Below are 26341 nucleotides of genomic sequence, written 5' to 3' on the forward strand. Positions count from 1 at the left end.
TGCCCGGTGATCCGGAGGCGGCACCCGGCGGTGATGAGGAACTGGACGGTCATGGACGCGGCGGCGCAGCCGAACCCGCAACGCGCGAGCAACCGCGGACCGCTCCCCGTCTCTGCGGTGGCGCGGTGCGGCAAGATCACTTACGCCTGCATACCGTTCGAACGCATCGACTGGTCCCCGTTCGACTTCCTCGCCATCGAACTCATCCGCTCCGCCGAAGTCGCCGACCAGTTCCGGGCGGGCGTCCGCGGCCTCGTCGCGCAGGGAAAACCGGTGGCCGTCACCGGCTCCGGCACAGCCACCTGGCGCGGTGCCGGTGAGGTGGCGCCGCGGAGTATGGAAATCGTCGAATACGACGAATACGGCGACCCCGTCCGCCTGACCGGGGACTACGTCCGAGACGAGGCCGGCCAGGCGGCCTACCTGCGTGAACTTTTGGATATCTTCGATTCCGAAGGCGTCGACAGCACCTTCGTATTCCTCTTCGCGCTGTACAACTATCCCCACCGCACGACCGGCGACCCGCGCGACGACCTCGACCTCGCCGGCCTGGGCATCGTCAAGGTCCTACCGGACAGTCGAGGCCGGACCTACCCGGATATGCCCTGGGAACCCAAGGAGGCCTTCGCCGCGGTCGCCGGGCACTACCGCGACGTATAGCCCCCCGGCACCGGGTGAAATCAATCGATCACGGCGATCAGGTCGCCCGCCTGGAGGACCTGGCCGGGTTCGACGGCGACGGAGGCAACCGAACCACCGACCTCGGCGAGCACCGGAATCTCCATCTTCATGGATTCCAACAGCACCAGTGTCTGGTCCGTGGCGACCCGGTCGCCTACCGTGACCTCGACGGTGAGCACCGTGGACACCATTTCCGCCCGCACTTCTTCGGCCATGACACCTCGTTCGTCCGCTTCGTTCCGGTATCGGGTTACGTGCCCCGATGTACCGCCGTCGGTACAGCCAATCACACGTGAAACAATGGCCGGGATCAGTATCTACTCCCCGCAGTCGCGGGAAATGTCCCCAGGAGGGAGCTACCTATGGGTAAGCGTGGCCGCAAGAAGCGCAGCCGTAAGGGCAACGCCGCCAATCACGGCAAACGTCCCAACGCCTGAGCCGCCGGCACAGGTACGGAATGTAGGAAAACCCGCACTCCCGAGGAGTGCGGGTTTTCTCGTGGACGGGGCCTCGGCCTATTCGGCGGGAGTCTCCTCGGTGGTGATCGTCACCGAGCGGCTGCGGATCTCCACCATCAGGCGCTCACGCAGCGAATCCGGGGCCTTGTCGCCGCCGCATTTGCGGCTGAGCAGGCTCTTGATCTTCTCTTCGATACCGTAGGCCTCGATACAGGGCGCGCAGTGGTCCATATGGTGCTGCAGCCGTTCGCGGGTGCGGTCGTCACACTCACCATCGAGCATCAACCAGACATCGGCCAGTACCGCCGTGCAGTCGAGCTCCATATCGGGATCGTGCTCGGTGCTCACTGCTTGACCTCCTGGCGCACCTCGGTGGACTCGGCGGTGCGGTTGAACCCGCGTTCACGCGCAACATCGCCGAGTAGACCCTTCAGCTGTTTCCGGCCGCGGTGCAGCCGGGACATCACCGTACCGATAGGTGTGCCCATGATGTCGGCGATTTCCTTGTACGGGAAACCTTCGACATCGGCGTAGTACACCGCCATCCGGAATTCCTCCGGTAGCTGGATGAGGGCAGCTTTGATGTCGTCGTCCGGGAGCGCGTCGAGGGCCTCGACCTCCGCCGAACGCAGACCGGTCGAACTGTGCTCCGCGGTGGCCGCGAGCTGCCAGTCGGTGATTTCGTCGGTCGGATACTGCGCGGGCTGGCGCTGTTTCTTCCGGTAGGAATTGATGTAGGTGTTGGTGAGGATCCGGTACAACCAGGCCCGCAGGTTGGTGCCTTCTTTGAAGGATTTGAAACCGGCATAGGCCTTGACATAGGTCTCCTGGACCAAGTCCTCGGCATCGGCGGGGTTACGCGTCATCCGCAGCGCGGCACCGTAGAGCTGGTCCAGCATGGGTAGCGCGTCCCGCTCGAACCGCCGGTCCAGTTCGGCGCCGGTTTCCGGCTGTTCGGCAGGCCGCTCGTCGGCGCCGGTTCCGGTCGCCACGTCGTCCTCGCTCGTCACACGTGTCCCTTCGATAGGTTCACCAGCCAAATCTACCGGGAGTGTGAAGTCGGAGAAGAACCGCGTGCGCGCCGGGGCCGGATCCGCAGTCATCGGGCGTTGTTCGACAAGAACGGGCACCGTCGCTCCTTCGCTCTAACGGGTTGGGCACCGGTGGCCGGGAAGGCCCGCCCGATGCGCTGTATCTGCCGCGTACAACCCGCACCGGTCGCCAAGTGTTCCCGGGGTTAAGGTGCTGGCCATGGCAGCAGGCGCCACACCGGCGATCCGCGCGTTGCTTGCGGACGGGGCCGGACATACCGTGCACAGTTACGACCACGACCCGCGTAACGACTCCTACGGCACCGAAGCAGTCGACGTGCTGCACGCGCGGCTCGGGACAGCGGCCGGGCAGGTCTTCAAGACTCTGGTTCTGGAGCTGTCCACCGGATCGCTCGCGGTAGCGGTGCTCCCGGTCCCGCAGACTTTGTCGTTGAAGGCAGCGGCCGCCGCGCTCGGGGCCCCGAAGGCGACGATGGCCGACCGGGCGAAGGCCGAACGCGCCACCGGCTATGTGCTCGGCGGGATCTCACCACTGGGGCAGCGCCGCCGCCACCCGACCGTGGTCGATGCCTCGGCGCTGAATTGGGAGACCGTGTTCTGCAGCGCGGGTAAGCGCGGAGTGGAGATCGAAGTCGCGCCCGCGGATCTGATCCGGTTGGCCGGCGCGGTCACCGCACCGGTCACTGCCTGAACGCTCTAGACCGGACAGCGTCGTCGCGGCCGGCCCGGATACGCCCGCCGGCGGGCCGGAAGGTGATCGACCGGTTCGAGTGGGCACGGAGTACGAGGAACACACTTTCGATCGCGAAGCGGCAGGTCAACCGAGCAGAACAGCACAGGCGAACCCATCGCTCGACGACCGGGACGGAGCCGCCGCTGGTGTGATCCGCGACATGTCCGCATCACTGTTTGCTGCCCCGTAGCAGGCCCCCCGCTGCCGGGTGCCGATCTGCCGCATTCCCCCGATTCGCGCGCAGTGCCGATCGACTGACAGGATCGGCAACGCAGTGCGGTCGAGGCGGGTGGGTTCACCAGGTGGATCGCCGACCTGTCCTTCGAACGAAGATACGTGGTTGAAAGGAACACCGGGATTGACGACGGACGCGCGAGCTGAACTGGAGAAGTTCCTCCTGGGAGACCGGTTCGCCTGTCTGGCGGGCCGCTCCGCCTGGCGCAGAGGCGGTATCACCCACCGCCATTACGACGTAATGGGTGGCGAGGATTCGGCTCGGTTGATGGCACTCGATCTTGCCGAATACGTCGGCGACGCGGACTGGAATCCGCGGAAGTTCACCAGCTTCATCGCCACCTTCGAGCAGCCTCGCGGGGTGGACGAGCTGCGTTTCGAGGAGCTGCTGTGGGAGCACCTACAGCTGCTGCACGAGGCGGAAGCGGATACGTACGCGTGGGCGCCCGGGTATTCGTCCGATCCGCAATCCGGCGAGTTCGGATACAGCGTGGCGGGCCACCCGTTCTTCGTTATCGGGCTGCACGAGACGCATCGGCGGCTGGGCCGCCGGCCACCGTTTCCGATGCTGGCGTTCAACTCCCATGAACAGTTCGGGCTGATCAAAGCGGCCGGTATGTGGGACCGCCTGGCGGAGAAGATCCGCAAGCAGGACATCACGCTGCAGGGCGATATCAACCCCAACCTGCTGGAGTACGAACAGCTCTCCGAAGCGCGCCGTTATTCCGGCCGCCCCAAACCCGCCGATTGGCAATGCCCGTTCGCGGCCCGCCCCACGTCGGAGGATCGCGAACTGGCCGGGGTCCCGGGGAACTGATCTGCCCGCCTCGGGAAAGCGCGGCGCATCGGCCTCGTCGCCGACCGCTGCGCCGCGCGTGCTCCCGGCTGCGGGCGCACACACTTCGAAACCGGGCAACTCGCCCGCGCACCGCGCGGGAATCCGCTGGTAGCGCGCCCTTGTATGCGTTACTTGTGGGCGAGGAGTTGGACCGACCCGAGGATGTGATGCGATATGTCCCCGCGCAAACCCCTGCGCACCGTGTTCGTCGCCGTCTCCGCGGCCGCGGCGCTGACCGTTGCCCCCGCCCTGCTGACGACCTCGCTCGCGGCACCGGCCGCGTATGCGGCGCCGAGCGAGTATCCGCTCGGCGGCGAGAAGGGTTCCACCGACGACGGTGAATCGGAGAACGGGCCGGCCGAACGTGCGGAAAAGGCGGGCGGCGGAATTCTCTCCGAAACCATCGACCTCAGCGCCGACCTGCTCAAATGCGGTCTGAGTATCGCGACCCCGGCAGTCAGCTGCCCGCTGGGTAGCTGACGGTGCAGGTGCTTCCGGGGTGGTTCGCATGCCCCGGAAGCACCCGTTTCACAGCAGTGTCGGCTGTTCGGCGGTGCCGTCGGCCGGGGCCAGTAGTTCCGGGCCGTTGTTCTTCACACTGTTCACCAGTGGCGGCACAGGGCGTGCCGTGATCTGTGCGACCAGTTCGTCACGGGGGGATTCGAGGAGTTCGGCGGGGGCAGGGTGGTCGGGATCCAGCCAGGCTGCCCAGTGTTCCTGCGGCATGGGAAGCGGCATGCGGTCGTGGATACGGGTGAGATCCCCGATCGCGTCGGTGGTGAGGATGGTGCACGACAGCAGCGGCCGCGGATCGTCGAGGGTGCGGTCGCGCCAGACCGACCACAGACCCGCCATGTAGAGCCGCGAACCGTCGGCCCGTGACATGAAGTACGGATGTTTGATCACCTTCGGTTTCTTACCGCGCCCCGGCCCGGCGGGATCGGGTTCGACCAGCCATTCGTACCAGCCGTCCATGGGGACCAGGCAGCGGCGGTATTTCACCGCGTCCCGGAACGACGGCAGGCTCGCTGCTTTATCGGCACGGGCGTTGAACAGCGGTTTTCCTTTGACGGGGACGCCGGGTTCGGCAGCTTTGGTCCAGTGCGGGATCAGGCCCCAGCGCATCCGGCGGATCCGGCGGTGTACGTCGTCGCCGCGGTCGTCGTGATCGTGCCGGTCGACCACGGTGAGGATCTGGGTGGTGGGGGCGACGTTGTAGTTCGCCCACTGCCGCCGGTCGGGGCCGGCACCGGATTCGGCCGCGCCCGATTCGCCGGTGCTCCCCGCACGGATATCGGACGGGGCGGGTCCGGTTTCGTCGATGGCGTCCAACTCCGCGGCGAGGCGCCCGGGATTCGTCGTCGTCGCATAACGTCCGCACATACTCCGATGGTCGCACTGAATACCGACAGATCGAGACAATTGCGACCCGGAGGACGACAATGGGGCTGGTACTGGGTGACGTGTTGAGAGTTATGTCTTAGCATTCTCTCAACGGGGACGTGGCGGTCACAGGCTGCACCGTCCGCGCGCGCAGCTACCGCCCTACTTCCCGCAGAGGAGACCCTGTGACAACCACAGAAAAAGCCGCCGAGAAAGACTCGGTGCTCACTTCGGTCGATCCGGCCACCGGCGCGACGCTGGCCACGTATCCGATCGCGGATGACGCGGCGGTCGCCGAAGCCGTCGCCAAGGCCCGCGCCGCCACCGGCGTCTGGGCAGATCTCGGATTCGACGGTCGCAAAAAAGCACTGCTGCGCTGGTCCAGCCGGCTGGTCGCCAAATCCGATGAGTTCTGTGCCCTCATCCATGCCGAGAACGGCAAACCGGTAGACGACGCCTTCCTGGAGCTCATGCTGGCGCTCGAGCACATCTCCTGGGCGGCCAAGCACGCCAAGAAGAAGCTGTCGCCGCAGAAAGTCCCCTCGGGTCCGATGATGGCCAATTTCGCCGCCCGGATCGAATACCGGCCGCTGGGCGTCGTCGGTGTGATCGGCCCGTGGAACTATCCGGTGTACACCCCGAACGGGTCCATCGCCTACGCCCTCGCCGCGGGTAATACCGTGGTGTTCAAGCCGTCCGAATTCTCCACGGGTATCGGCAATTTCGTTGCCGAAGCCTTTTCCGAGGCCAACCCGGAGCTGCCCGAGGGCGTCTTCGTCGCGATCAACGGTTTCGGGGCCACCGGCGCCGCGCTGGTGAAATCGGATGTCGACAAGATCGCGTTCACCGGTTCGGCCGCCACCGGCCGCAAGATCATGGCCTCGGCCGCCGAGAACCTCACCCCGGTACTGCTGGAATGTGGCGGTAAAGATCCGGTGATCGTCGCCGCGGACGCCGATGTGAAGGCCGCCGCCGACGCCGTGGCCTGGGGCGCCACCTCCAACAGCGGCCAGACCTGTGCGGGCGTGGAACGCGTCTACGTGGACAAATCGGTGAAGGACCAGTTCCTCGCCGAACTGACCCGGATCCTGAAGGACGTCAAGCCCGGTTCCGAAGACGGCGCCGCCTACGGCCCCATGACGATGCCGAGCCAGATCGATATCGTCAAGCGGCATATCGAGGCGGCACTGGCCAGCGGCGGCAAGGCCCTGCTGGGTGGTCCGGAATCGGTGAAGGGGCCGTTCATCGAACCGGTCGTCCTGGTCGATGTGGACGAGAACTCCGCCGCGGTCAAGGAAGAAACCTTCGGGCCGACCGTCACCGTCACCACGGTCGACAACATCGACCAGGCCATCGAACTGGCGAACAACACCACCTTCGGCCTGGCCTCGGCCGTGTACTCGAAGAACAACGGCCTCGAGATCGCCCGCCGCCTGAAAGTCGGCGCGACCTCGGTGAACTCGGTACTCGGTTTCGCCGCCATCCCCGGCCTGCCCTTCGGCGGCAGCGCCGATTCCGGGATCGGCCGCATCCACGGCGAACCGGGCCTGCGCGAGTTCGTCCGCCCGCATTCGATCGCGGTCCAGCGGTTCGCGATCCCGGGTATGGCGCTGATGAGCTACAGCCGCACCCCGGCGAATATGAAGATGCTGCGCAAGATGGTGCCGCTACTGCACGGCCGCAACAAGTGATAGTCCGGCACAGATGAACAGGCGGCCGGTGGTGCTCGGCGACACACTCGGGAGCACCACCGGCACGCATGCCGGGCCGATGCGCCAAGATGGTGCAGTGAGTTTCTGGCCAGCGCCCCATGTCGACGCCCCCGTGCAGGCGACCGTCACCCTGCCCGGCTCCAAATCGATCACGAACAGAGCGCTGGTCCTGGCCGCGCTCGCCGACGGTCCGTCCACCATCACCGGGGCGCTACGCAGCCGCGATACCGGACTGATGATCGATGCCCTGCGTGCGCTCGGCACCCAGATCATCGGCGACGCCGATACCCTCGCCGTCACTCCCGGCCCGCTCCGCGGCGACCGGGTCGATTGCGGACTGGCGGGTACGGTGATGCGTTTCGTGCCCCCGGTGGCCACGCTGGCGACCGGGGACAGTTCTTTCGACGGCGATATCGCCGCCCGCGTCCGGCCACTGCGCACCATTCTCGACGCCCTGCGCGGACTCGGCGCGACGATCGAGGGCGATGCCCTGCCGTTCACCGTGGGCGGTAACGGTGCGCTGCGCGGCGGCACCGTCACCATCGATGCCTCCGGTTCCTCGCAGTTCGTCTCCGGCCTGCTGCTCTCGGCCGCTCGTTTCGACGAGGGCGTGGTGGTCCGGCACTCCGGTGGCGCCCTGCCGTCCATGCCGCATATCGAGATGACGGTGGAAATGCTTCGCCGCGCCGATGTGACGGTAGAGGCGCCGGCCGACAGCCGCGCCGAACAGGTCTGGACGGTCGCGCCGGGCGAAATCCGCGCGGTCGATTGGAAGGTCGAACCCGATCTGTCCAACGCCACCCCGTTCCTGGCGGCCGCCGCGGTCACCGGCGGGCAGGTACGCATCCCGCACTGGCCGCGCCTGACCACCCAGGCCGGCGATGTGATCCGGGAGATCCTGGTGCGGATGGGCGCCGAAGCCGGTTTCTCCGACGGCGCACTCACCGTGACCGGCCCCGACCGGCTCGCCGGTATCGATATCGACCTGCACGATGTGGGCGAACTGACGCCCACGGTCGCCGCGCTGGCCGCGCTCGCGGATTCGGAATCACGGCTGCGCGGTATCGCGCATCTGCGCGGCCACGAAACCGATCGGCTCGCCGCCCTGTCCACCGAGATCAACCGGCTCGGCGGTCAGGTCACCGAGACCGAGGACGGGCTGGCGATCACTCCGGCTCCGCTGCGCGGCGGCCGCTGGCATTCCTATGCCGATCACCGGATGGCCACGGCCGGTGCAATTCTCGGCCTCGCCGTACCCGGTGTGGAGATCGAGGATATCGGCACGACCGCCAAAACCCTGCCCGATTTCGTCAGCCTGTGGGAGTCCATGCTCGACCCGGAATCGGCCGCACCGGGAGCGGCCCACTGAGCCGCCGCGGCCGCAGCAGCGCCTCCTACGACGAATCCGATGTGCGGGTGCGTCCGGGGCGGCGCAGTTCGCGTCCGCGCACCAAAACCCGTCCGGAGCATCTCGATGCGCAGCCCGCGATGGTGGTGTCGGTGGACCGGGGGCGCTGGGGTTGTGTACTGGACGGCGATCCGGCGCGGCCGCTGGTCGCGATGCGCGCCCGGGAGTTGGGCCGGACACCGATCGTGGTGGGCGATGAAGTGGATGTGGTCGGCGATCTCTCCGGCCGGCCGGATACCCTCGCGCGGATCGTTCGGGTCGCCGAGCGGCGCACCGTATTACGCCGGACGGCCGACGATACCGACCCGTTCGAACGGGTGGTCGTCGGTAATGCCGAACAGTTGTTCATCGTGGTGGCGCTGGCCGATCCGCCGCCGCGGACCGGTTTCGTGGAACGTGCGATGGTCGCCGCTTTCGCCGGCGGCCTGACCCCGGTGCTGTGCCTGACCAAACACGATCTGGCCGCGGATTCGCAGTTCGCCGGCGATTTCGCCGATCTCGACCTGACCATTGTCTACGCGGGTGTCGACGACCCCCTCGACACCACCCTGGAATTACTCGCCGGCCGCCTGACCTGCTTCCTCGGGCATTCGGGAGTCGGGAAATCCACCCTGGTGAACAGGTTGGTTCCGGATGCGGCGCGGGCGGTCGGGGAGGTTTCCGGCGTCGGCAAGGGTAAGCACACCTCCACGCAGTCGGTCGCACTGGCGCTGCCGGACGGCGGCTGGGTGATCGACACCCCGGGTGTGCGCTCGTTCGGTCTCGCCCATATCACCCCGAACGATGTGCTCGCCGCGTTCACCGATCTCGCCGCCGCGATCGAGGACTGCCCGCGTGGGTGCACCCATCTCGGGCCGCCCGCCGATCCGGAATGCGCCCTCGACGAACTCCCGGACAAGGCGCGCCGGGTGGCCGCGATCCGCCGGCTGCTGGTCGCGCTGAATTCGAACGAATCCTGGTGAAAACGGTCCGCCGCAATACTTCTCGCGGTGGATCGGTCAGCGTTTCGGCTTCCCGGATTTCGGCTTCTTGGGCGGTAACGACCGAGCGAACCGGACGCCACGGTCCACCCATTCCGTGAGGTCGGGGTCGCCGGCGACAGCGTCGGGGCTCACCTGCAGCCAACCGTCCAGTTCCCGGCCCTGCATCACCATCGGCGCCACCGAGATATCGTCGACCAGCACGGCTGCCGCCTCCGGCGCCATGCGGATCATCAATCCGCCACCGCCCAGCACCACGACCCCCATATGCCCGCCGAACAAGAAGGCGAGCCCGCCGAACATCTTGCGTTCGGAAGTATCGGCCGCGGCGCCCACCACGTCCCGAATCCGCTCCGCCAGTTCTTCGTCGTATGCCATGGGGTCAGTGTGCGCGTCCCGGCCGACAGATCCACCCGGAACGAGCGGACACTGACGCCTTTGTTATGCTTCAAACATAACAAAGGAGTTCCCGTGACAAGACCCAGCTCGCTCCGGCTCTGCATACTGGCCGGGCTCCCGCCCATCCTGTTCGCCGTCCCCAACCTCGTCCTGCTGGCCACCGCGGCCGACAATCTGCCCGATCCGCTGGCCACCCACTTCGCCGCCGGCGGTGCCGACGGTTTCACCGGACGGGTCGCCACCATGGGTATCGCCGCTGCCCTGGCCGTCGGCTTCGGTGCACTGTTCGCCGCGATGCTGGTGGCCGCCAACCGGAAGGGCGCACCGGCACGCCGGCCGGATACCACCCTCGATCCCAACCGTTTGCTCGTCTCGAGTTCCTGGGGAGTCGGCGCACTGCTCGGCGTCCTCCTGTTCGCGGGCACCCGCGCCAACCTCGGCCTGACCGACCCCGCACAGGCCACCCTGCCCGCCTGGATGTTCCCGGTGGCGGCGGTGATCGCGTTGGTGTTCGGCGCCGTGGGCTGGCTCATCGCGCCGGCCAGCCCGGTGGCCGAGAATGTGCCCGCCCCCGCCGAACCCCTTGCCATCGGACGCACGGAACGAGTGAGCTGGTCGCGGCGGGCGACCTCGCCGTGGATGCTGCTGGCCGGTGTCTCGTCGGTACTGATCGGGGTGGCGGTCGGATTCGCCGTACACCCCGGTGCAGGTGTGATCGCGGTACTCGCCGGGGTGCTGGTGGGACAACTCGCGCTCGTGCGGGTCGTCGTCGATCAGCGCGGGCTCACCGTGGGAACCGGTCTGCTGGGCTGGCCCCGGTGGCGATTGGCGCCGGCCGAAATCTCCGAGGTCACCGCCACCGATATCTCGCCCGCCCACTACGGCGGCTACGGAATCCGGTTGACCCCGGGCGCCACCGCGGTGGTGTTGCGCGGCGGCCCGGGCATCGTGGTGACCCGCCGCTCGGGCCGGCAGTTCGCGGTCTCGGTGGACGACGCCGAAACGGGCGCCGGGGTTCTGGCGGGTGTCGTACAGAGGGCCGCGTGACGGTGCTGATCCGTGTCGATCCGGCGCGTCCGGAACCCCTGGCCGACCAGATCGCGGCTTGCGTACGCAGGGCCATCGCCGACGGTGAAGCGCACGCGGGCGAGCGCCTGCCCGGCGCCCGCGACCTGGCCGCCTCGCTGGATGTCAGCATCCACACGGTGCTGGCCGGATATCAGCGGCTCCGCGACGAAGGCCTGATCGAACTACGCCGCGGCCGGGGCGCGACGATCCGCGCCGGCGCCCCGGCGGGCCGGGCCGCCGTTGTGGACCTCGCCGGACAGCTCGTCGCCGCCGCCCGCAAGATGGGCCTGGACGAGAACGAACTCATCGAGCTCGTCCGCGCCGCCGCCACCCGCTGATCCCCGAACAGCATCTACAGCGCCACGCGCCAGCGCGACAGCCGGCGTTCGATGAATACGAGTACCGCGTTGAAGACCAGCCCGACCAGCGCGATGGCGATGATCCCGGCGTACATATCGGGGATCTGGAAATTGAGCTGGGCGGCCGTGATCAGATAGCCCAGCCCGGCCTTGGCACCGACCATCTCCGCCGCGATCAGTACCAGGATCGAGGATGCCGCGGCCATCCGCAGGCCCGTGAAGATGGTCGGTACCGCGGCGGGCAGCACCACCTTGTACACGATCGCGAATTGGGAGAATCCCAGCGAACGAGCCGATTTCACCAGCAGTGGTTCCACCGTGCGAACCCCGGAGATGGTGTTCAGCAGAACCGGGAAAGCGCAGGCGTAGATCACCAGCGCGACCTTGGACGTTTCACCGATACCGAGGACGAGGACGAATACCGGCAGCAGCGCCAGTGCCGCGGTATTGCGGAACAACTCCAGAACCGGGTTGAGGAAGTCGGCCACCGGCCGGTACCAGGCGATCGCGACCCCCAACGGCACCGCGAACGCGACCGCGATCACGAAACCGGTCAGTGCCCGGGTCAGGCTCGTCGATATGTGCTCCCACAGCTGACCGTTCGCGATCAGCTCGAAAAAGGTCTGAGCGACCTCGGTGAACGGCGGTAGGAACACCTCGTCGACGAGGCCCGCCCGGGGCGCCACCTCCCACACCGCGAGGAAGGTCAGGATCGCCACCGAAGGTTTCACCACCCGCCACGCCACCGCCGCCGTGCGCCGCCCCCATCGCGGTACACGGCGTGCGGCTGCCTCGGGCCGGGCTTCGGAGTATTGGGATCCGGGGGCCGGCACGCTGTCGAGAGTGCCGGTGACGAGTGCACTAGACATGCTGAACCTCTTCCGTGGTCGAAATAGCGGCGAGTTCGAGTGAGCGGGCGCGTTCGACCTCGTCGTGCAGCAGAGACCAGATCCGGTGGCGCAGTTCCCGGAATTCGGCGCCGGACCGGATATCGGCTGCCGTGCGGTCGATATCGATATCGACCACCGTCTTCACCCGGCCGGGCCGGGACGTGAGCACGGCGACCCGCTGCCCCAGGTAGATCGCCTCGTCGATGCCGTGGGTGATGAACAGGATCGTTTTACCCGTGCGTTCCCAGATGCGCAGCAGTTCGTCCTGCAGCGATTCGCGGGTTTGTGCGTCGAGCGCGGCGAACGGTTCGTCCATCAGCAGAACCTCGGGGTCGTAGGCCAGGCTGCGCGCGATCGCGACCCGCTGCTTCATCCCACCGGACAGTTCGTGCGGATACCGGTCGGCGAACCCGGCCAGCCCGACCAGTTCGAGATAGTGTTCGGCGCGTTCCCGGCGTTCGGCACGCGGGACGCCCTTGGCTTCCAGCCCGAATTCGATATTGCGGCGCGCCGATCGCCACGGCAGTAATGCGTACTGCTGGAACACGATTCCGCGATCGAGGCCGGGTCCGGTGATCGGGGTGCCGTCGAGCAGGATCTGTCCCGAGGTCGGGGTGCTCAGTCCACCGAGCAGATCGAGCAGTGTGGATTTTCCGCAACCACTGGGACCGACGAGGACGAGGAACTCACCGGCGGCCAGGTCCAGGGTGATGTCCTGAACCGCGCTCAGTTCGGCCTTACGGCCCCGGATCGGGAAACTCTTGCTGACCTGGTTCAGGCGGAGTTTGGGTGTGCTGGTCATTTTTCACCGGCCGATACTTGTCCGTCGGGTCCGCCGTCGGCGGGGTAGGTGCCGTTGGCGTATGGGTTGTACTCGTTGGTGTAGAGGTCGCCAGCGGCCGGCGCACCGTCGTCGAGTTCGCCGTTACGCACCAGCCAGTCGATCCAGACCTGCAGTTCGCGTTCCGCGATGACCGCGCCCGGCGCCGGGATACCGGAACTACGCCAGAACTGCACGGTGTCCGCGCTTTCCGCGCGGCCGCGGGCGGCGATGATATCGGCGAAGCGCGCGATCACTTCCTCCTGCGGCCGCGTCTGCGTCCAGCGGACCGCGCGCGCCGTACCCTGGACGAAATCGCGCACTACCTCTGGATCGGCGGCGATGAAATCGTCACGCATGACATAGGTTCCGTAGCTGAAGGCACCGAACAGGTCGCGGTCGGTGAACAGCGCGCGCAGACCGCCGCGTTCGAGCGCTGTCTCCCGGTAGACGGTGTTCAGCGTCGCGACATCGATCTGTCCCTCGCGTAGTGCCTGTTCGGTGTTCACGGGGGGCACCACGGTCAGCTGGACGCTGTCGATCTCCTCCGGCGTCAGCCCCTGCTGCGCGAGCCATTCCCGGGTGAGGAATTCGTGATGTGCGCCGAGCGTATTCATCCCGACCTTCTTGCCGATGAGGTCGCGCGCCGACCTGATCGGACTGTCCTCGAGTACGTAGTACCCGGTGTATTCGGCAGCATCCGCGCCGTAGGAGCTGAGGATCGAGGTGATCGGCGCGCCGGCGGTATCGAGTTTCACGACCGCGCCGTTGAACGCGGACCCGAACTCGATCTGCCCCGTGGCGACGGACTGGATGTCCTGCGGGCCGCTGGTGGTGTCCCCGACCCACTCCAGCTGCACATTCTCGTAGTAGCCGAGGTCCGCGGCGAGTTCGTGGAAGCCCACCTTTCCCGACCAGCCCTGATATCGCAGGATCGTTTTACCGTCGGCGGTCCTGGCCACCTCGCCGCCGGCTCCACAGGCGCACAGCAGCAACAACACGGCGGCGGCCAGTGCGGTCACCGCCGAGCCGGGTAGCCGACGGTGCACTCGGGGTTTCAGGCGTCCTGGCATGGCTTCATTCCTCGGTCGGTGATTCGGCTGCCTGCCATAGTGCGGCGGCGGATACGAACGCTGAACCGTTTGCGTCAGCGCGAATCCAACCCGGCAGTCCGAGGGGCGTCGGGCCACCTCGATACGACACAGGAGCAAGGACCCCGCCGGGTCATCGCGCCGAATTTCCCTGTGCGCCATGGGAAGTTCAATGTCATGCGGTGTAATCCCGAGGCGTGTCCGGCGTGCGCCATACCCGTGAAGCGTGCCGTACCGGGTGCGGGTTGCGAAGGGAAGGTCAGTTCCGATGGTTCAAGAGCCGGGCACCTGGGCCGGTCTGAAACATGACGCGTCCCAGAATTTGCTGTATTTCGATCCGGCCGCCGCGGTCACCGGGGCGGACGCCGCCGGGCGGATGATCGAACAGATGATGGCCATGAAGGCTGCGATCAGCGATTACGGCATGGACAGCGTTATCGACTTCACCGGCGGCGTGCTGGGCTCGAGTAGGGAGCTCGCCGAGATCTACATCCAGCGGGCCGAGCGGCTGAAGGTCGTCCTACAGGACCACATCAATATCGGCACCGAGATGGCCAATGCGTTCATCCAGGCCGGGCTGTACTACAAGCGGGTCGAGGAAGAGAACTCGGATGCGCTCGACAAGCTGAACGACTACAAGGTGCCGACCGAATCATCGGCGGAGGTGGCGCTGACCCACTCCAGATTCGGCGATCTCGATCTACCCGAGGGGGAAAAGCGCGATGCGGGCAACGCGGGTACCGAGGACGACTTCCGGTACACCGATGCCTACGACGTACCGGATGAACTGCACGACTATGTCGGCCGGCAGGAGTCGATCTCGCCGGAAGCTGTCGGGCTGGAGAACAGCGCGTCACTCGGTATGCGGGAATTCCGGGGCCTCGCGGACAAAACCGGGTGGGGAATATTCGGACTGGCGGGAAACTCGCAGGGCTGGTGGCGGCTGGCCGCGAATACGAGAACAGAACTGCAGAAGTTCGAGGAATCCATCGAGAGCATCCAGAACAAATGGCGCGGCGATGCCGCGAACAAGGCCCGGACAGCGACCAAGAATTACACGGACGCGATCGCCCCGCTCTGGAAATCGATGTTCTCGATGAGCGAGAACATGCACTACAGCGCGGAGTGGCTGCGACGCACCCAGATGTCGATGCCACAGCAGGACTTCGAATTCACCAGCGAATCGATCAAACAGGCAGTCCTTCAGCGGTATCGCGAGGAGTGGGAGAAGCACTACGCAGAGGGTATGAAGAATTCGCTCCGGGAGATGCCGGTGATCGAAGGGCCGATCGCCGAGCCCAAGCCGCCGCCCGATAACGACGACACCGATAACAACAACGAGAACAACAACAACGGCGGCGGCGAAAACAACGGCGGCGGCGGCGAAAACAACGGCGGCGGGGGGAGAACAACGGCGGCGGGGAGAACAACGGCGAGCAGACTCCAGAGGAAGCGTACGACGAGGGCTACGACGCCGGATACGAGAAAGGCTTCGAGGAGGGCTCCCAACAGGGCGGCGACCAAGGCCACGGCGGGGGTCAAGGCCAGGGCCAGGGCGGCGGTGAAGGCCAGGGCCAGGGCCAGGGCGGCGGTGCAGGCCAAGGCGGGGGTCAAGGCCACGGCAGCGGCCAAGGCGGCGGTGAAGAAGTACCCGAGGTGCCCAGCTACGACGAAGCCGAGTACGGCTCCGGCAACCATCCAGGCGGGGATACGCAGCAGGACCCCACAGCGGATCAGCCCGCCGGAGACACCGAGGGCACCCCGATCCCGACTCCGGTCACCGGCACCACCATGCCGAAGAACCCCACGGCAGCCGATATCCTCAGCAAACTCACCGGTATCCCCAAATCGCATCTGCCCGATGCCCTGAAGAAGATGCCGATCGCCGGCCAGGACGGCAAGGAACCGACCCTCGCCGACGCATTGTCGAAGATCACCGGGATCCCCGTGGACGAGATGCCGCAGGAACTGCAGGACACCTCGCTGGAGCACCTGTACTCGGCGGACTCACCGTATGGAGTGGACTCCACACTGTTCGGGGACACGGCAGAGAATTCCGGAGTCGAGGGCGTGGAGCCGCTGACCACCGGCGAGCTGAGGCCGACAGAGTCGGAACAGCTCTCCGCGCTGCTCGCCGGTGAACCCGGCGCGATACCGTCCGGAGACACCTCCGCGCAGAGCCAGAACGTCCTGGACCGCTTGGTGAACATGCTGACCCAAGGCATTCAGGCGTTCACCCTGAACGGCGCCGACACCATGCCCGGAATGGACCAGCTGGCCCGGATGCTCGATCCCGCTCAGCTTCAAGAGCATCTGAGCGGAATGCTGGATCCGGAGGCGACGGTGCCGGCGATGGGTGGCGGTCCGGGTGGAGCCGGCCTGCCGGTCGGGGATTCGTCGTCGCCTCTCGCTCCGTACCCCGGATCCCAGCCCAGCGGCACCGCGTTCCCCCGGGCGTCCCTGCCCACCCCGGGAGTGGAACTCGCCGGTTACTCGGCGGCACACGGCGCCTCGACGCCGGGCGCAACGCCGGGTATGCCCATGATGGGGTCGCCGGCCGCGGGTGCCGGCGCAGCCACAACACCCGGGCAGTCCGGCAACCACACCCCGGGGGAGTTCCTCACCTCCCGCGAGAACCTCGACGAGGTCTTCGACGAGACGCCGTCCAAGGTGCGGCCGGTGATCGAACAATGATCCGCACCTGGGAATTGACCGATCTGGAATTCGTCGTGCTGTGCGAGGAATTCCGGCAGGGCGGGTTACCGGACCCGTTCACGTTCACCAGCCGAACCCGGCTGGCCGCGGACTACCGCAAGGAGAAGGCCGAAACGCTGCGCGCGCTGCGCGACCGCGACGATTCCGATCTCTACGCGATGGCGGACGCCATCGCGCGCCCGGACGTCACCATCCTGGCGACGGTCTGGGACGAACAGGCCATCGAGGAACCCGCGAGCTGGATCCGTGTGCACGCCGTCCGGCAGCGGGCACGCGGATTTGTCGTGAATCAGCGTCCCGGCGAAACCGTCTGGCACAGCGGTGGTTTCGACGTAACGGCCTGCGATCCGCACGACCTCGCCGATTCGGTCCTGGCCCTGCTGCCGGAGGCCGGGGCGGGCCGGCTGCCACAGATCACGCTGATCGATTCGGAGGCACTGCCGGATGCCCGGCCGTACGTCCCGATGATCTCCGACGACGACGAACCCGAGGACGACGAGGCCTATCGCAGTGCGGCTTTCCTCGCGACACCGGCGACCGCGACCGGGACGGTCCAGGTTTTCCAGGGCCGCTCCATGTTCGGGCCGCGCGGCCGGGTCGATATGGGATTGCGCTGGCGGGATCTGCCCGACGACGGGCGCTATGTGATTCCCATGAACCAGGAGGTAGAGGTCGCGACCGGGATGGGCACCAAGCGCATGATCGAATGGACGCACGAGCAGATCGCCGAGGTGCTGTTACGCCTGGACCGGAACCTGGAACACGAGGAGTGATTCTGCCGGCGGCCGCTGGGCACGACTGATCAGGCGCGCCCGATTCACCGGGAAACAATAGACGACACCATGTTCGGGCCGTCTCGGCGGTTCTTCCCCGAAGAGCGCACAGCCCGCATCGATTCCGGTTACTATGCCCGCGCATCGATACAGTTCCACCGCGGGCGAATCGCGGGATACCGGTGTGATCTCTGGATGACCCGTCCGGAAATCTGTGTACGACAGCTGTTTCCCTACCCTGCATGTCAACGAGCACAGAAGGAACGATGTTCAAGACATTGATCATCAGCGCGGCAGCGTCCGCACTCCTGTTCGGCGGCGCCACGGCCGCCTGGGCGCATCCTCATTCCGGCGCCACCCGGCCCGACGCCTCGGGCACCACCGGTCTGCACAACCCGGCCGGCAAGGACGACTCCGTCGCCCAGCTACCCTTCACCGATCGAGAATTCCTCCGGGCCAGCGCCTTCGACGACGAGCCGCGCCCGCTACAGGACGCGGCCATCGCCCTGGCTCGCGCGCAATGTGAATACCTCGACAAATCCGGTAACAACGCGGCGAACCGCACCTATCTCGCCGAGGAGTCCCGGCCGTTCGTGGAGTATCCCTATCTCTTCCTACAGGCTGCCGTCGGTTCCTACTGCCCGCGGCATTCCGCCGGTAACTGAACGGATTTTCGTTGCGGCGCCACCGCAGCCCGGCCATGCCGAAAAACGGCGGCGCCCCCACCACTGTGGTGGGGGCGCCGCCGTTGCCGGACTCAGTTCTTACGGCGTGACTTCGGACCCTTGCCCTGTTTGGACTGCGCGCGCGCCGCCTCGCGACGCTGGCGACGCGTACCCTGCGTCCGGTCCTCGGACTCGGAACCGTATTCCTCGGCGTCGCTGTGCACCGCCGTGGCGCCACCTTCGGCCGGACCCGAATAGCTCAGCCCGCGCGGCCCCGACTGATCGATACCGCGGGCCCGCAGCGCAGGCGGGGCACCGTTGATGATCGGGAGCTTCTCGGTCGGGTACTGGCTTTCCGGCGGCGCCTGCGCACCGGACAGCCCACCGACCGGCGACCGCAGACCGCCATCGACCTGTACACCTTCGGGCTGCGGCTGCTGAACCTCGACCTGGACGTTGAACAGGATGCCGACGGCGTCCTCCTTCAACCCTTCCAGCATGTTCGCGAACATATCGAAGCCCTCGCGCTGGTATTCCACCAGCGGATCGCGCTGCGCCATGGCGCGCAGGCCGATGCCTTCCTTCAGATAATCCATCTCGTAGAGATGTTCGCGCCATTTGCGGTCCAGCACCGACAGCAGGACCTGGCGTTCCAGCGTGCGCATACTGCCCGTACCGGCCAGACCGTCGATCTCGGCCTCACGGTGGGCGTAGGCATCGTGTGCGTCGTCGAGCAGAACGTCGAGCAGGTCCTCGCGGGTGAGTTCGCCGGCCTCGCCGACCTCGGTCTCGCCGGTGAGGTCCTGATGCTTCAGGCTGATCGGATACAGGGTCTTCAGCGCACCCCACAGCTTGTCCAGATCCCAGTCCTCCACATAACCATCGGCGGTGGCGCCGTTGACATACGCGGTGATCACATCGGTGATCATGCTCTGGACCTGGCCCTCCATATCCTCGCCGCGCAGGATACGGTTGCGCTCGCTGTAGATGACGGTGCGCTGCTGGTTCATCACCTCGTCGTACTTGAGCACGTTCTTGCGGATCTCGAAGTTCTGCTGCTCGACCTGGGTCTGCGCGCTCTTGATGGCCTTGGAGACCATCTTCGCCTCGATCGGCACATCGTCGGGCAGGTTGAGCCGGGTCATGATCGATTCGAGGGCCGCGCCGTTGAACCGCCGCATCAGCTCGTCACCGAGCGACAGGTAGAACCGTGACTCGCCCGGGTCACCCTGACGGCCGGACCGGCCGCGCAGCTGGTTGTCGATACGCCGCGAATCGTGGCGCTCGGTGCCCAGCACGTACAGGCCGCCGGCCTCCTTCACCGCCGCCGCGTCCTCGGCAACCTGCTTTTTGACCTTCTCCAGGGCGTGGAACCAGTTGGCCTGGTATTCCTCGGGCGTGTTCACCGGATCCAGCCCCTGCTGGCGCAGCAGGGTGTCGGTGATGATGTCCGGGTTACCGCCGAGCACGACGTCGGTACCGCGACCGGCCATATTGGTCGCGACCGTCACCTGACCGGGGCGGCCGGCCTCGGCGATGATCTGCGCTTCCTTCTCGTGGAACTTCGCATTGAGCACGTTGTGCGGTACGCCGCGCTTGGTGAGCTGCTTGGACAGGTATTCGGAGCGGTCCACGCTGGTGGTACCGATGAGCACCGGTTGCCCGTTCTCGTACCGTTCGACCACATCGTCGACCACGGCGTTGAATTTCGCCTCTTCGGTCTTGTAGATGAGGTCGGCCTGGTCGACACGCACCATCGGCCGGTTGGTCGGGATCGGGATAACCCCGAGGTCGTAGATCTGGTGCAGCTCGGCCGCCTCGGTTTCGGCGGTACCGGTCATACCCGACAGCTTGTCGTACAGACGGAAGTAGTTCTGCAGGGTGATCGTGGCCAGGGTCTGGTTCTCCGGCTGGATCTCGACCTCTTCCTTGGCCTCGATCGCCTGGTGCATACCCTCGTTGTAGCGGCGGCCGACCAGGATACGTCCGGTGAACTCGTCGACGATGATCACCTCACCGTCGCGGACGATGTAGTCCTTGTCGCGGGTGTAGAGCTCCTTGGCCTTGATGGAGTTGTTCAGGTAGCTCACCAGCGGCGAGTTCGCCGCCTCGTAGAGGTTGTCGATACCGAGCTGGTCCTCGACGAACTCCACCCCGGCCTCGTGCACGCCGATGGTGCGTTTCTTGATATCGACCTCGTAGTGCAGATCCTTTTTCAGCAACGGCGCAATTCGGGCGAATTCCCCATACCACTTACTCGAGGCGTCGGCCGGGCCGGAGATGATCAGCGGGGTACGGGCCTCGTCGATCAGAATCGAGTCGACCTCGTCGACCACGGCGAAATTGTGGCCGCGCTGGACGAGATCGTCCAGCGAATGGGTCATATTGTCGCGTAGATAGTCGAAGCCGAATTCGTTGTTGGTGCCGTAGGTGATATCGGCGTTGTAGGCGTCGCGCCGCTGCGCCGGTGTCATCCCGGCCAGGATCGCGCCCACCTCGAGGCCGAGGAAACGGTGGACCCGGCCCATCCATTCGGAGTCACGTTTGGCCAGGTAGTCGTTGGTGGTGACGATATGCACGCCGTCACCACTGATCGCGTTCAGATACGCGGGCAACACCGAGGTGAGGGTTTTACCCTCACCGGTCTTCATTTCCGCGATATTGCCCAGATGCAGGGCCGCGCCGCCCATCATCTGCACCTTGTAATGCTTCTGCTGTAGTACCCGCCACGAGGCTTCGCGGGCCACCGCGAAGGCCTCCAGCAGCAGGTCGTCGAGGGTTTCGCCGTCGGCGTAGCGCTCCCGGAACTCGTCGGTTTTGGCCTGTAGCTCGGCGTCGGTGACCGAGGAGTAATCGTCCTCGAGCCGGATCACCTCGTCGGCGAGATGGGAGAGACGCTTGACCATGCGACCCTCACCAAAACGTAGCAACCTCGTCAGTGTCAGCGCAGGCACGAGTCTCGTCAGTCCTCTGGGTCGGTTTCGGCTCCGATGTTCACGGCTGCACTCCGCCCGGCGGTTGTTACCGTCCTTACCGGTGTGCGTAGCCGCAGCTTGCTTCATGGTAATGCGGCCCCCATGGTAGGCGTCGCCGCGGACCCGGCCACCGCGCCTTCGTCACATTTACGCCGACAACGGTCACGACCGATATACCACCGCGAACTACCGCGCAAGCCCGCGAAACGAGTATCGGAAAATCCACACAATGGTGCGGGAACGACTGCGGACTGGTCACAATGGAGTCCGGATTCCGGACTCCGAAGGGCAGACACCAGCGTGATAGCCAGGCTGACACCGCAGGACGCCGACTTCTTCCGGCTGGAATCGACCACGCACCCGGTACACATCGGATCGCTGATCGTCCTCGACAACGCCACCGGTGACGATCGGCCGCTCGACTATCCGGCATTGGTCGATCTGGTCGAAGCACGCCTGCCCCTGGCTCCCCGGTACCGGCGCAAGGTCCGGCAGGTCCCGCTGTCGCTGGGCCGGCCGGTCTGGGTCGAGGACAGCCGGTTCGATATCACCTATCACATCCGCCGTTCGGCACTGCCCGCACCGGGCAGCGACGAGCAGCTGCACGAACTGGCGGCCCGGCTGGGCTCGCGGCCGCTGGACCCGACCCGGCCGCTGTGGGAGATGTACCTGATAGAGGGCCTGTCCGGCGGGCGTTGCGCCATCTATACGAAATCCCATGCCGCCTTGGTGGACGGTGTCGCGGCCCTGGAGATCGGGCATGTCGTCGCCGATAACGCCGAATCCCCGCGGGAGATAGCCGACGATCAGTGGCAACCCGGCCGCGAACCCAGCGATACCGATCTGCTGATGGGCGCGCTGGGCCATCTCGTGGCACAGCCGACCTCGGCCGTGGAGGTCATACGTGAAGCGGGGGCGAACGCGGCGGGCCTGATCGGTACGGCGGGCCGGACGCTGGACACGGTGGTGTCGGCGGTGCGATCGGCGACCAGCAGCACCCCCGACAGCCCCTTGAACGCCCGCACCTGCCGGCAACGCCGGTTCGCCACCGCGGTGACCGACCTGGCCGACTACAAACGGATCCATCAGCAGGCCGGCTGCACCATCAACGATGTAGTGCTCGCCGTGGTGACCGGTGCGCTGCGCAACTGGCTGCTGTCCCGGAACAAGGGATTGACCGAATCGACCGTGCTGCGCGCGGTCGTGCCGATGTCGGGATACGGCGGTGAACCGCGCGCCGGGCGCAGTCTGCCCAGTGCGATCACTCCCCTGCTGATCTCGCTGCCGGTGGGCGAACCGAGCCCGGTGATGCGGCTGTCGCATATCGCTCACGCCACCTCGGCGGAAGGCCGCCCGCGTCATGCTGTGCGCGCCCGCACCCTGGTGCACCTCGCCGGCTTCGCCCCTGCCAGCCTGCACGCGATGAGTGTGCGGGCGGCGAGTACGTTCGCAGACCATACGTTCAATGTGGTGATCACCAACGCGCCGGGCCCGCAGACGCCCATGTTCGTCGGCGGTGCGCGGATGCTGGAGATGTACCCGGTTTCGCCGTTGCTGCGCAACCAGGCGACGAGTATCGGGATCACGTCCTACGACGGACGGGTCTGCTACGGACTCAACGCCGACCGCGAGGCAATGGCCGATATCGGTGTGCTGGCCGCGTCGGTGCCCGAATCGATGGAGGAGTTACTCGGTGCCTGCCTCTGACCGCAAGACCATGCGCGTGTACGTACCGGCCACGGTGCCGATGCTGCGGGACCTCGTGGACAAACGCGAACTGCACGCGGTGGGCGGGACCGCCTTCGCTCTCACCCCCGCCCTACGCGAGGCCTACGCGTCGGGCGACGACGAGGAACTCGCGGAGGCCGCCATGGCGGAGGCGGCGCGGGCGTCGCTACGGCTGCTGGCCGACGAGGTGCACAGTTCGACAGCGCCGATGTACCGGCGCGCGGTGATCGCGGTCGACGTCACGGGCGCGACCCTGCGGCCCGATCTCGACGATGCCGTCGTGAAGCTGGACGGCCCGATCGAGTACAAACGGGTCGGCTCGGTCCATATGGATCTGGCCGAGGCCGAATCCGCCGTCGCCAAGGCCGTGGACATCATCGACGCCGCCGATCTCGGCGACGAGGACGCGGAATTCGTCCTCGGTGACGCCGAGGACCACCAGCTGGCCTGGTACGCCACCCAGGAGCTGCCCTTCCTGCTCGATCTGCTGTGACGATCGGCCGGTCCGCCGCCGGCGAGCCGCGGCCCGGCAGCAGCGCCCGATCGTTGTGACGGCGCACGAACCCCGGACAACCTACGATGCCGTAACCTGTGGGCAGGCGGTCGCCGCGGGTGGCCACGACGACAGAAGGACGAAACGGCACCGATGTTTCTCGAGAATGTCCGGGAGTGGCTGGAAGCTCCGGCGGCCGAGGTCGCCGAACGCGGCGGACGGCTCAACGTCCTCCGCGGGGCGGTGGCCCGGGCAACCACCCCGCTGCTGCCCGACGACTATCTGCACCTGGCCAATCCGCTGTGGTCGGCCCGGGAACTACGCGGTCGTGTGGTCGACGTTCGCAAGGAAACCGCCGATTCGGCGACACTGGTGATCAAACCGGGCTGGGGTTTCGATTTCCGGTACGAGCCCGGCCAGTACATCGGTATCGGCATCCTGGTCGAGGGGCGCTGGCACTGGCGGTCCTATTCGCTCACCAGCCCGCCCGACTGGAACGATCCGCGCTACGGCAAGAAGGTCATCGCCATCGCGGTGAAGGCGATGCCGGAGGGTTTCCTGTCCAGCCATCTGGTCAACGGCGTCACCCCCGGTACCGTCGTCCGGCTGGCGGCCCCGCAGGGTGCGTTCGTCCTGCCGTCGCCGGCACCCTCGAAGGTGCTCTTCCTCACCGCGGGCTCCGGGATCACACCGGTCATGTCCATGCTGCGCGCCCTGGATCGCCGTGACTCGGTGACCGACGTGGTGCATATCCATTCGGCCCGGTCCGCCGACGAGGTCATGTTCGCGGACGAGCTCGCCGATCTGCACCGGCGGCATCCGGGATTCGTCTCGCATATCCATCTCACCGCGGACAACGGCAAATTCGCGCCCACCGCGCTCGACGAGCTGTACCCGGACTGGCGGGAACGGCAGACCTGGGCCTGCGGCCCCCTGGGCATGCTCGACGATATCGAGAAGCACTGGCGCACTGCCGGGCTCGACGGCGCGCTGCACGTGGAGCGGTTCGAGGTGGAACGGTCGGCGACCACCGAGGGCGGCACCGTCACCTTCGGGAAATCCGGTCGCACGGCAACCGTCGACGGCGCCACCACATTGCTGGAGGCCGGTGAATCCGCGGGTGTCCAGTTGCCCTTCGGCTGCCGGATGGGCATCTGCCAGACCTGTGTGGTCACCTTGACCTCGGGGCATGCCCGCGATCTACGCAACGGCACCGAACGCTTCGAAGGCGAAAAGGTGCAGACCTGCATTTCGGCGGCGGCCGGGGACTGCACCCTCGACGTGTGACCGAACCGGACACCCCCGGCGTTCACCGCACACAGGTACGCTCAGGGTGTACCGCAGGGGCACTTCCCGGAACCCGGGAAGATCACGCGATCACATAATCGTTTCGAACCGTGCCGCGCTCGGCTACGCATATCGCGCTGACAGAAGGGACGCCGGTGGCCATCACCGACATCAGAGCCTTTGCCCACCTCACGGCCGCGGATGTCGAGATGCTGGGTCAGGAACTCGACGGTATCCGGCGGTCGGTAGAACAGTCGCTGGGTGAACGCGATGCCCGCTATATCCGGCGTACCATCGCCGCCCAGCGCGGTCTGGAGTTCTCGGCCCGGGCCGTCCTGTTCGGCAGCCGTAATCGCTGGGCCTGGCTGGCCGGGACGGCGATGCTGTCGGTCGCCAAGATCATCGAGAACATGGAGCTGGCGCACAACATCAGCCACGGCCAGTGGGATTGGATGAACGATCCCGAAATCCACTCCACGAATTGGGAGTGGGATATGACCGGGCCGTCGGCACAGTGGCGGCGCGCGCACAACTATTCGCACCACACCTACACCAATGTGCTCGGACGCGACGAAGATCTCGGCTTCGGCATCCTGCGGATGACCCGTGACGAACAGTGGCGGCCCATCCACCTGGTGCAGCCGATCGCCAATATCGTCCTGGCGGCGGCCTTCGAATGGGGGATCGCGCTACACGACTGGAAGATCGAGAAACAACTGTCCGGGGTGCCCCGGTTCCAGCTCGATTCCGAACCGAACAAACAGTTCGGCGGCAAGATCGCCCGGCAGGTCGCCAAGGACTTTCTCATCTATCCGGCGCTCACCGGCCCCGCCTTCACCGCCACCCTGAAGGCAAACGCCACCGCGAACCTGATCCGCAATCTGTGGGCCTACGCCGTCATCTTCTGCGGCCATTTCCCGGACGGTGCGGAGAAGTTCACCGAAGAGCAGCTCGAAGGCGAGACGCGCGGCGAATGGTATCTACGGCAGATGCTGGGCAGCGCCAATTTCTCCGCTGGACCGGTGATGGGTTTCATGAGCGGTAACCTCAGCTACCAGATCGAACACCATCTCTTCCCGGATCTGCCGAGCAACCGGTACCCACAGGTCGCGGTGGCGGTACGCGAGCTGTGCGAGAAATACGATCTGCCGTATACGACAGGATCGCTGGGTAAGCAGTATCTGCTGGCTTTCCGCACCATCCACAAACTCGCCTTGCCGGACCGATTCCTGCGGCGTACGGCCGACGATGCGCCGGAAACCTCGTCGGAGCGCAAGTTCGCCGGTCTGATCGCGCATTCCGGCGCCGAACACCGGCCGTGGAGTATCGACCCGGCCACCGGTAAACGGCGTGGCCTGAAATCGGCGTTGTCGGAGGCGAAGGTCGCCCTGCGAGCCAAGGCCGAGCACGAAAAAGAAGTTCTGCGCGCTGCCCAGCGTTCGGTGCGGGCCAAGGCCCGCCACGAGCGGGATCTGCTGCGGCGGGCCCGGTATGCGCTGCGCAAGGCGAATACCGCCCAGCCGGCCGGATAGCTTTTGCCGGAGCCGGATATTTCGCCGCGCGGCCGCGTGGATTCGGGTGTAACGTCCAGCCGGAATC

At 66.4% G+C, this 26341-nt stretch carries 27 protein-coding genes; 18 read left to right on the forward strand and 9 right to left on the reverse strand.

Annotated elements, in window-relative coordinates; genetic code table 11:
* The first annotated feature begins 33 nt into the window (after positions 1 to 33).
* The gene (locus tag ON22_RS20200; RefSeq protein ID WP_197039644.1) at positions 34 to 660 is read left to right on the forward strand and encodes a hypothetical protein; all 627 of its coding nucleotides are present in this window, start codon (positions 34 to 36) and stop codon (positions 658 to 660) included.
* A 20-nt stretch (positions 661 to 680) separates the two neighbouring features.
* On the opposite strand, the gene ON22_RS20205 is transcribed toward ON22_RS20200, so the two are convergent.
* On the reverse strand, positions 681 to 896 hold the full coding sequence (locus ON22_RS20205; protein WP_033243221.1) for a biotin/lipoyl-binding carrier protein: 216 nt from the start codon (positions 894 to 896) through the stop codon (positions 681 to 683).
* 147 nt (positions 897 to 1043) lie between these two features.
* Here ON22_RS20205 and ON22_RS38575 point away from each other — a divergent pair, with 147 nt between their 5' ends.
* Positions 1044 to 1118 (forward strand): 50S ribosomal protein bL37, encoded by a 75-nt coding sequence (locus ON22_RS38575; RefSeq protein ID WP_022597109.1) that lies wholly within the window; start codon positions 1044 to 1046, stop codon positions 1116 to 1118.
* A 78-nt stretch (positions 1119 to 1196) separates the two neighbouring features.
* Here ON22_RS38575 and rsrA read toward each other — a convergent pair whose 3' ends face one another.
* Together rsrA and ON22_RS20215 are read right to left on the reverse strand one after the other, a co-directional pair.
* A complete protein-coding gene (rsrA, locus tag ON22_RS20210) occupies positions 1197 to 1463 on the reverse strand; it encodes a mycothiol system anti-sigma-R factor (protein WP_033243597.1) in 267 nt (88 codons plus the stop codon).
* A gap of 20 nt (positions 1464 to 1483) precedes the next feature.
* A complete protein-coding gene (locus ON22_RS20215; RefSeq protein ID WP_086007777.1) occupies positions 1484 to 2149 on the reverse strand; it encodes a sigma-70 family RNA polymerase sigma factor in 666 nt (221 codons plus the stop codon).
* 241 nt (positions 2150 to 2390) lie between these two features.
* On the opposite strand from ON22_RS20215, the gene ybaK reads away from it, so the two are divergent.
* The 3 genes from ybaK (at position 2391) to ON22_RS20230 (ending at position 4476) form a co-directional block, all read left to right on the forward strand.
* Complete coding sequence (gene ybaK, locus ON22_RS20220; RefSeq protein WP_033243222.1) at positions 2391 to 2882, forward strand: Cys-tRNA(Pro) deacylase; 492 nt, start codon at positions 2391 to 2393, stop codon at positions 2880 to 2882.
* Between the two features lie 400 nt (positions 2883 to 3282).
* The gene (gene gntA / locus ON22_RS20225; RefSeq protein WP_033243223.1) at positions 3283 to 3975 is read left to right on the forward strand and encodes a guanitoxin biosynthesis heme-dependent pre-guanitoxin N-hydroxylase GntA; all 693 of its coding nucleotides are present in this window, start codon (positions 3283 to 3285) and stop codon (positions 3973 to 3975) included.
* Positions 3976 to 4170: 195 nt separating this feature from the next.
* Complete coding sequence (locus ON22_RS20230; RefSeq protein WP_033243224.1) at positions 4171 to 4476, forward strand: hypothetical protein; 306 nt, start codon at positions 4171 to 4173, stop codon at positions 4474 to 4476.
* 48 nt (positions 4477 to 4524) lie between these two features.
* Here the strand turns inward: ON22_RS20230 and ON22_RS20235 are convergent, their stop codons facing one another.
* A complete protein-coding gene (locus ON22_RS20235) occupies positions 4525 to 5379 on the reverse strand; it encodes an SOS response-associated peptidase (protein WP_033243225.1) in 855 nt (284 codons plus the stop codon).
* 185 nt (positions 5380 to 5564) lie between these two features.
* Here ON22_RS20235 and ON22_RS20240 point away from each other — a divergent pair, with 185 nt between their 5' ends.
* From ON22_RS20240 to rsgA, 3 genes are all read left to right on the forward strand, one after another.
* Positions 5565 to 7070, forward strand: a complete 1506-nt coding sequence (locus ON22_RS20240; protein WP_033243226.1) for an aldehyde dehydrogenase family protein — start codon at positions 5565 to 5567, stop codon at positions 7068 to 7070.
* Positions 7071 to 7149: 79 nt separating this feature from the next.
* Positions 7150 to 8460 (forward strand): 3-phosphoshikimate 1-carboxyvinyltransferase, encoded by a 1311-nt coding sequence (gene aroA / locus ON22_RS20245; protein WP_033243599.1) that lies wholly within the window; start codon positions 7150 to 7152, stop codon positions 8458 to 8460.
* Entirely contained in the window at positions 8433 to 9461 is a 1029-nt protein-coding gene (rsgA, locus tag ON22_RS20250; RefSeq protein WP_174375612.1) for a ribosome small subunit-dependent GTPase A, read from the forward strand. The genes aroA and rsgA overlap by 28 nt, the downstream gene beginning before the upstream one ends.
* A 36-nt stretch (positions 9462 to 9497) precedes the next feature.
* On the opposite strand, the gene ON22_RS20255 is transcribed toward rsgA, so the two are convergent.
* Positions 9498 to 9857 (reverse strand): TfoX/Sxy family protein, encoded by a 360-nt coding sequence (locus tag ON22_RS20255; protein ID WP_033243227.1) that lies wholly within the window; start codon positions 9855 to 9857, stop codon positions 9498 to 9500.
* A gap of 93 nt (positions 9858 to 9950) precedes the next feature.
* Here ON22_RS20255 and ON22_RS20260 point away from each other — a divergent pair, with 93 nt between their 5' ends.
* Positions 9951 to 10925: a hypothetical protein gene (locus tag ON22_RS20260; protein WP_033243228.1), complete on the forward strand. Its 975-nt coding sequence runs from the start codon at positions 9951 to 9953 to the stop codon at positions 10923 to 10925.
* Positions 10926 to 10927: 2 nt separating this feature from the next.
* The gene (locus ON22_RS20265; RefSeq protein WP_033243601.1) at positions 10928 to 11284 is read left to right on the forward strand and encodes a GntR family transcriptional regulator; all 357 of its coding nucleotides are present in this window, start codon (positions 10928 to 10930) and stop codon (positions 11282 to 11284) included.
* A gap of 14 nt (positions 11285 to 11298) precedes the next feature.
* Here the strand turns inward: ON22_RS20265 and ON22_RS20270 are convergent, their stop codons facing one another.
* From ON22_RS20270 to ON22_RS20280, 3 genes are read right to left on the reverse strand one after another with little or no spacing between them, the layout of a single operon-like run.
* Complete coding sequence (locus ON22_RS20270) at positions 11299 to 12174, reverse strand: ABC transporter permease (RefSeq protein WP_033243229.1); 876 nt, start codon at positions 12172 to 12174, stop codon at positions 11299 to 11301.
* Positions 12167 to 12997 (reverse strand): ABC transporter ATP-binding protein, encoded by an 831-nt coding sequence (locus tag ON22_RS20275; protein ID WP_033243230.1) that lies wholly within the window; start codon positions 12995 to 12997, stop codon positions 12167 to 12169. Before ON22_RS20275 ends, ON22_RS20270 begins: the two co-directional genes overlap by 8 nt.
* Positions 12994 to 14088 (reverse strand): ABC transporter substrate-binding protein, encoded by a 1095-nt coding sequence (locus ON22_RS20280; RefSeq protein WP_051157869.1) that lies wholly within the window; start codon positions 14086 to 14088, stop codon positions 12994 to 12996. The genes ON22_RS20275 and ON22_RS20280 overlap by 4 nt, the downstream gene beginning before the upstream one ends.
* 286 nt (positions 14089 to 14374) lie before the next feature.
* On the opposite strand from ON22_RS20280, the gene ON22_RS37250 reads away from it, so the two are divergent.
* The 4 genes from ON22_RS37250 to ON22_RS20300 all read left to right on the forward strand — a co-directional run bounded on the left by ON22_RS37250 (position 14375) and on the right by ON22_RS20300 (position 18259).
* Positions 14375 to 15976: a hypothetical protein gene (locus ON22_RS37250; RefSeq protein WP_043740407.1), complete on the forward strand. Its 1602-nt coding sequence runs from the start codon at positions 14375 to 14377 to the stop codon at positions 15974 to 15976.
* Positions 15898 to 16800, forward strand: a complete 903-nt coding sequence (locus ON22_RS37255) for a hypothetical protein (RefSeq protein ID WP_043740410.1) — start codon at positions 15898 to 15900, stop codon at positions 16798 to 16800. Before ON22_RS37250 ends, ON22_RS37255 begins: the two co-directional genes overlap by 79 nt.
* Positions 16797 to 17594 (forward strand): ESX secretion-associated protein EspG, encoded by a 798-nt coding sequence (locus tag ON22_RS20295; RefSeq protein WP_033243232.1) that lies wholly within the window; start codon positions 16797 to 16799, stop codon positions 17592 to 17594. Before ON22_RS37255 ends, ON22_RS20295 begins: the two co-directional genes overlap by 4 nt.
* A 266-nt stretch (positions 17595 to 17860) precedes the next feature.
* A complete protein-coding gene (locus ON22_RS20300; RefSeq protein WP_033243233.1) occupies positions 17861 to 18259 on the forward strand; it encodes a DUF732 domain-containing protein in 399 nt (132 codons plus the stop codon).
* 92 nt (positions 18260 to 18351) lie between these two features.
* On the opposite strand, the gene secA is transcribed toward ON22_RS20300, so the two are convergent.
* The gene (secA, locus tag ON22_RS20305) at positions 18352 to 21213 is read right to left on the reverse strand and encodes a preprotein translocase subunit SecA (RefSeq protein ID WP_033243234.1); all 2862 of its coding nucleotides are present in this window, start codon (positions 21211 to 21213) and stop codon (positions 18352 to 18354) included.
* A gap of 321 nt (positions 21214 to 21534) precedes the next feature.
* Here secA and ON22_RS20310 point away from each other — a divergent pair, with 321 nt between their 5' ends.
* From ON22_RS20310 to ON22_RS20325, 4 genes are all read left to right on the forward strand, one after another.
* Positions 21535 to 22941, forward strand: a complete 1407-nt coding sequence (locus ON22_RS20310) for a WS/DGAT/MGAT family O-acyltransferase (RefSeq protein ID WP_033243235.1) — start codon at positions 21535 to 21537, stop codon at positions 22939 to 22941.
* Between the two features lie 10 nt (positions 22942 to 22951).
* On the forward strand, positions 22952 to 23455 hold the full coding sequence (locus ON22_RS20315) for a DUF6912 family protein (protein ID WP_033243603.1): 504 nt from the start codon (positions 22952 to 22954) through the stop codon (positions 23453 to 23455).
* 153 nt (positions 23456 to 23608) lie between these two features.
* On the forward strand, positions 23609 to 24742 hold the full coding sequence (locus tag ON22_RS20320; protein ID WP_033243236.1) for a ferredoxin reductase: 1134 nt from the start codon (positions 23609 to 23611) through the stop codon (positions 24740 to 24742).
* 155 nt (positions 24743 to 24897) lie between these two features.
* A complete protein-coding gene (locus ON22_RS20325) occupies positions 24898 to 26274 on the forward strand; it encodes a fatty acid desaturase family protein (protein ID WP_051157881.1) in 1377 nt (458 codons plus the stop codon).
* Positions 26275 to 26341 lie beyond the last annotated feature (67 nt).

The organism is Nocardia carnea NBRC 14403 (assembly GCF_000308515.1).
GTDB lineage: Bacteria > Actinomycetota > Actinomycetes > Mycobacteriales > Mycobacteriaceae > Nocardia > Nocardia carnea.

Coding starts and splice junctions, on each gene's coding strand:
- ON22_RS20270 (WP_033243229.1), bottom strand. CDS start 12,174: ATGTCTAGTGCACTCGTCACCGGCACTCTCGACAGCGTGCCGGCCCCC.
- ON22_RS37250 (WP_043740407.1), top strand. CDS start 14,375: ATGGTTCAAGAGCCGGGCACCTGGGCCGGTCTGAAACATGACGCGTCC.
- ON22_RS20235 (WP_033243225.1), bottom strand. CDS start 5,379: ATGTGCGGACGTTATGCGACGACGACGAATCCCGGGCGCCTCGCCGCG.
- ON22_RS20300 (WP_033243233.1), top strand. CDS start 17,861: ATGTTCAAGACATTGATCATCAGCGCGGCAGCGTCCGCACTCCTGTTC.
- ON22_RS37255 (WP_043740410.1), top strand. CDS start 15,898: ATGCCGAAGAACCCCACGGCAGCCGATATCCTCAGCAAACTCACCGGT.
- ON22_RS20275 (WP_033243230.1), bottom strand. CDS start 12,997: ATGACCAGCACACCCAAACTCCGCCTGAACCAGGTCAGCAAGAGTTTC.
- ON22_RS20280 (WP_051157869.1), bottom strand. CDS start 14,088: ATGCCAGGACGCCTGAAACCCCGAGTGCACCGTCGGCTACCCGGCTCG.
- ON22_RS20230 (WP_033243224.1), top strand. CDS start 4,171: ATGTCCCCGCGCAAACCCCTGCGCACCGTGTTCGTCGCCGTCTCCGCG.
- ybaK (WP_033243222.1), top strand. CDS start 2,391: ATGGCAGCAGGCGCCACACCGGCGATCCGCGCGTTGCTTGCGGACGGG.
- ON22_RS20295 (WP_033243232.1), top strand. CDS start 16,797: ATGATCCGCACCTGGGAATTGACCGATCTGGAATTCGTCGTGCTGTGC.
- rsrA (WP_033243597.1), bottom strand. CDS start 1,463: ATGGAGCTCGACTGCACGGCGGTACTGGCCGATGTCTGGTTGATGCTC.
- aroA (WP_033243599.1), top strand. CDS start 7,150: ATGCGCCAAGATGGTGCAGTGAGTTTCTGGCCAGCGCCCCATGTCGAC.
- ON22_RS20205 (WP_033243221.1), bottom strand. CDS start 896: ATGGCCGAAGAAGTGCGGGCGGAAATGGTGTCCACGGTGCTCACCGTC.
- ON22_RS20315 (WP_033243603.1), top strand. CDS start 22,952: ATGCGCGTGTACGTACCGGCCACGGTGCCGATGCTGCGGGACCTCGTG.
- ON22_RS20255 (WP_033243227.1), bottom strand. CDS start 9,857: ATGGCATACGACGAAGAACTGGCGGAGCGGATTCGGGACGTGGTGGGC.
- ON22_RS20200 (WP_197039644.1), top strand. CDS start 34: ATGAGGAACTGGACGGTCATGGACGCGGCGGCGCAGCCGAACCCGCAA.
- ON22_RS20320 (WP_033243236.1), top strand. CDS start 23,609: ATGTTTCTCGAGAATGTCCGGGAGTGGCTGGAAGCTCCGGCGGCCGAG.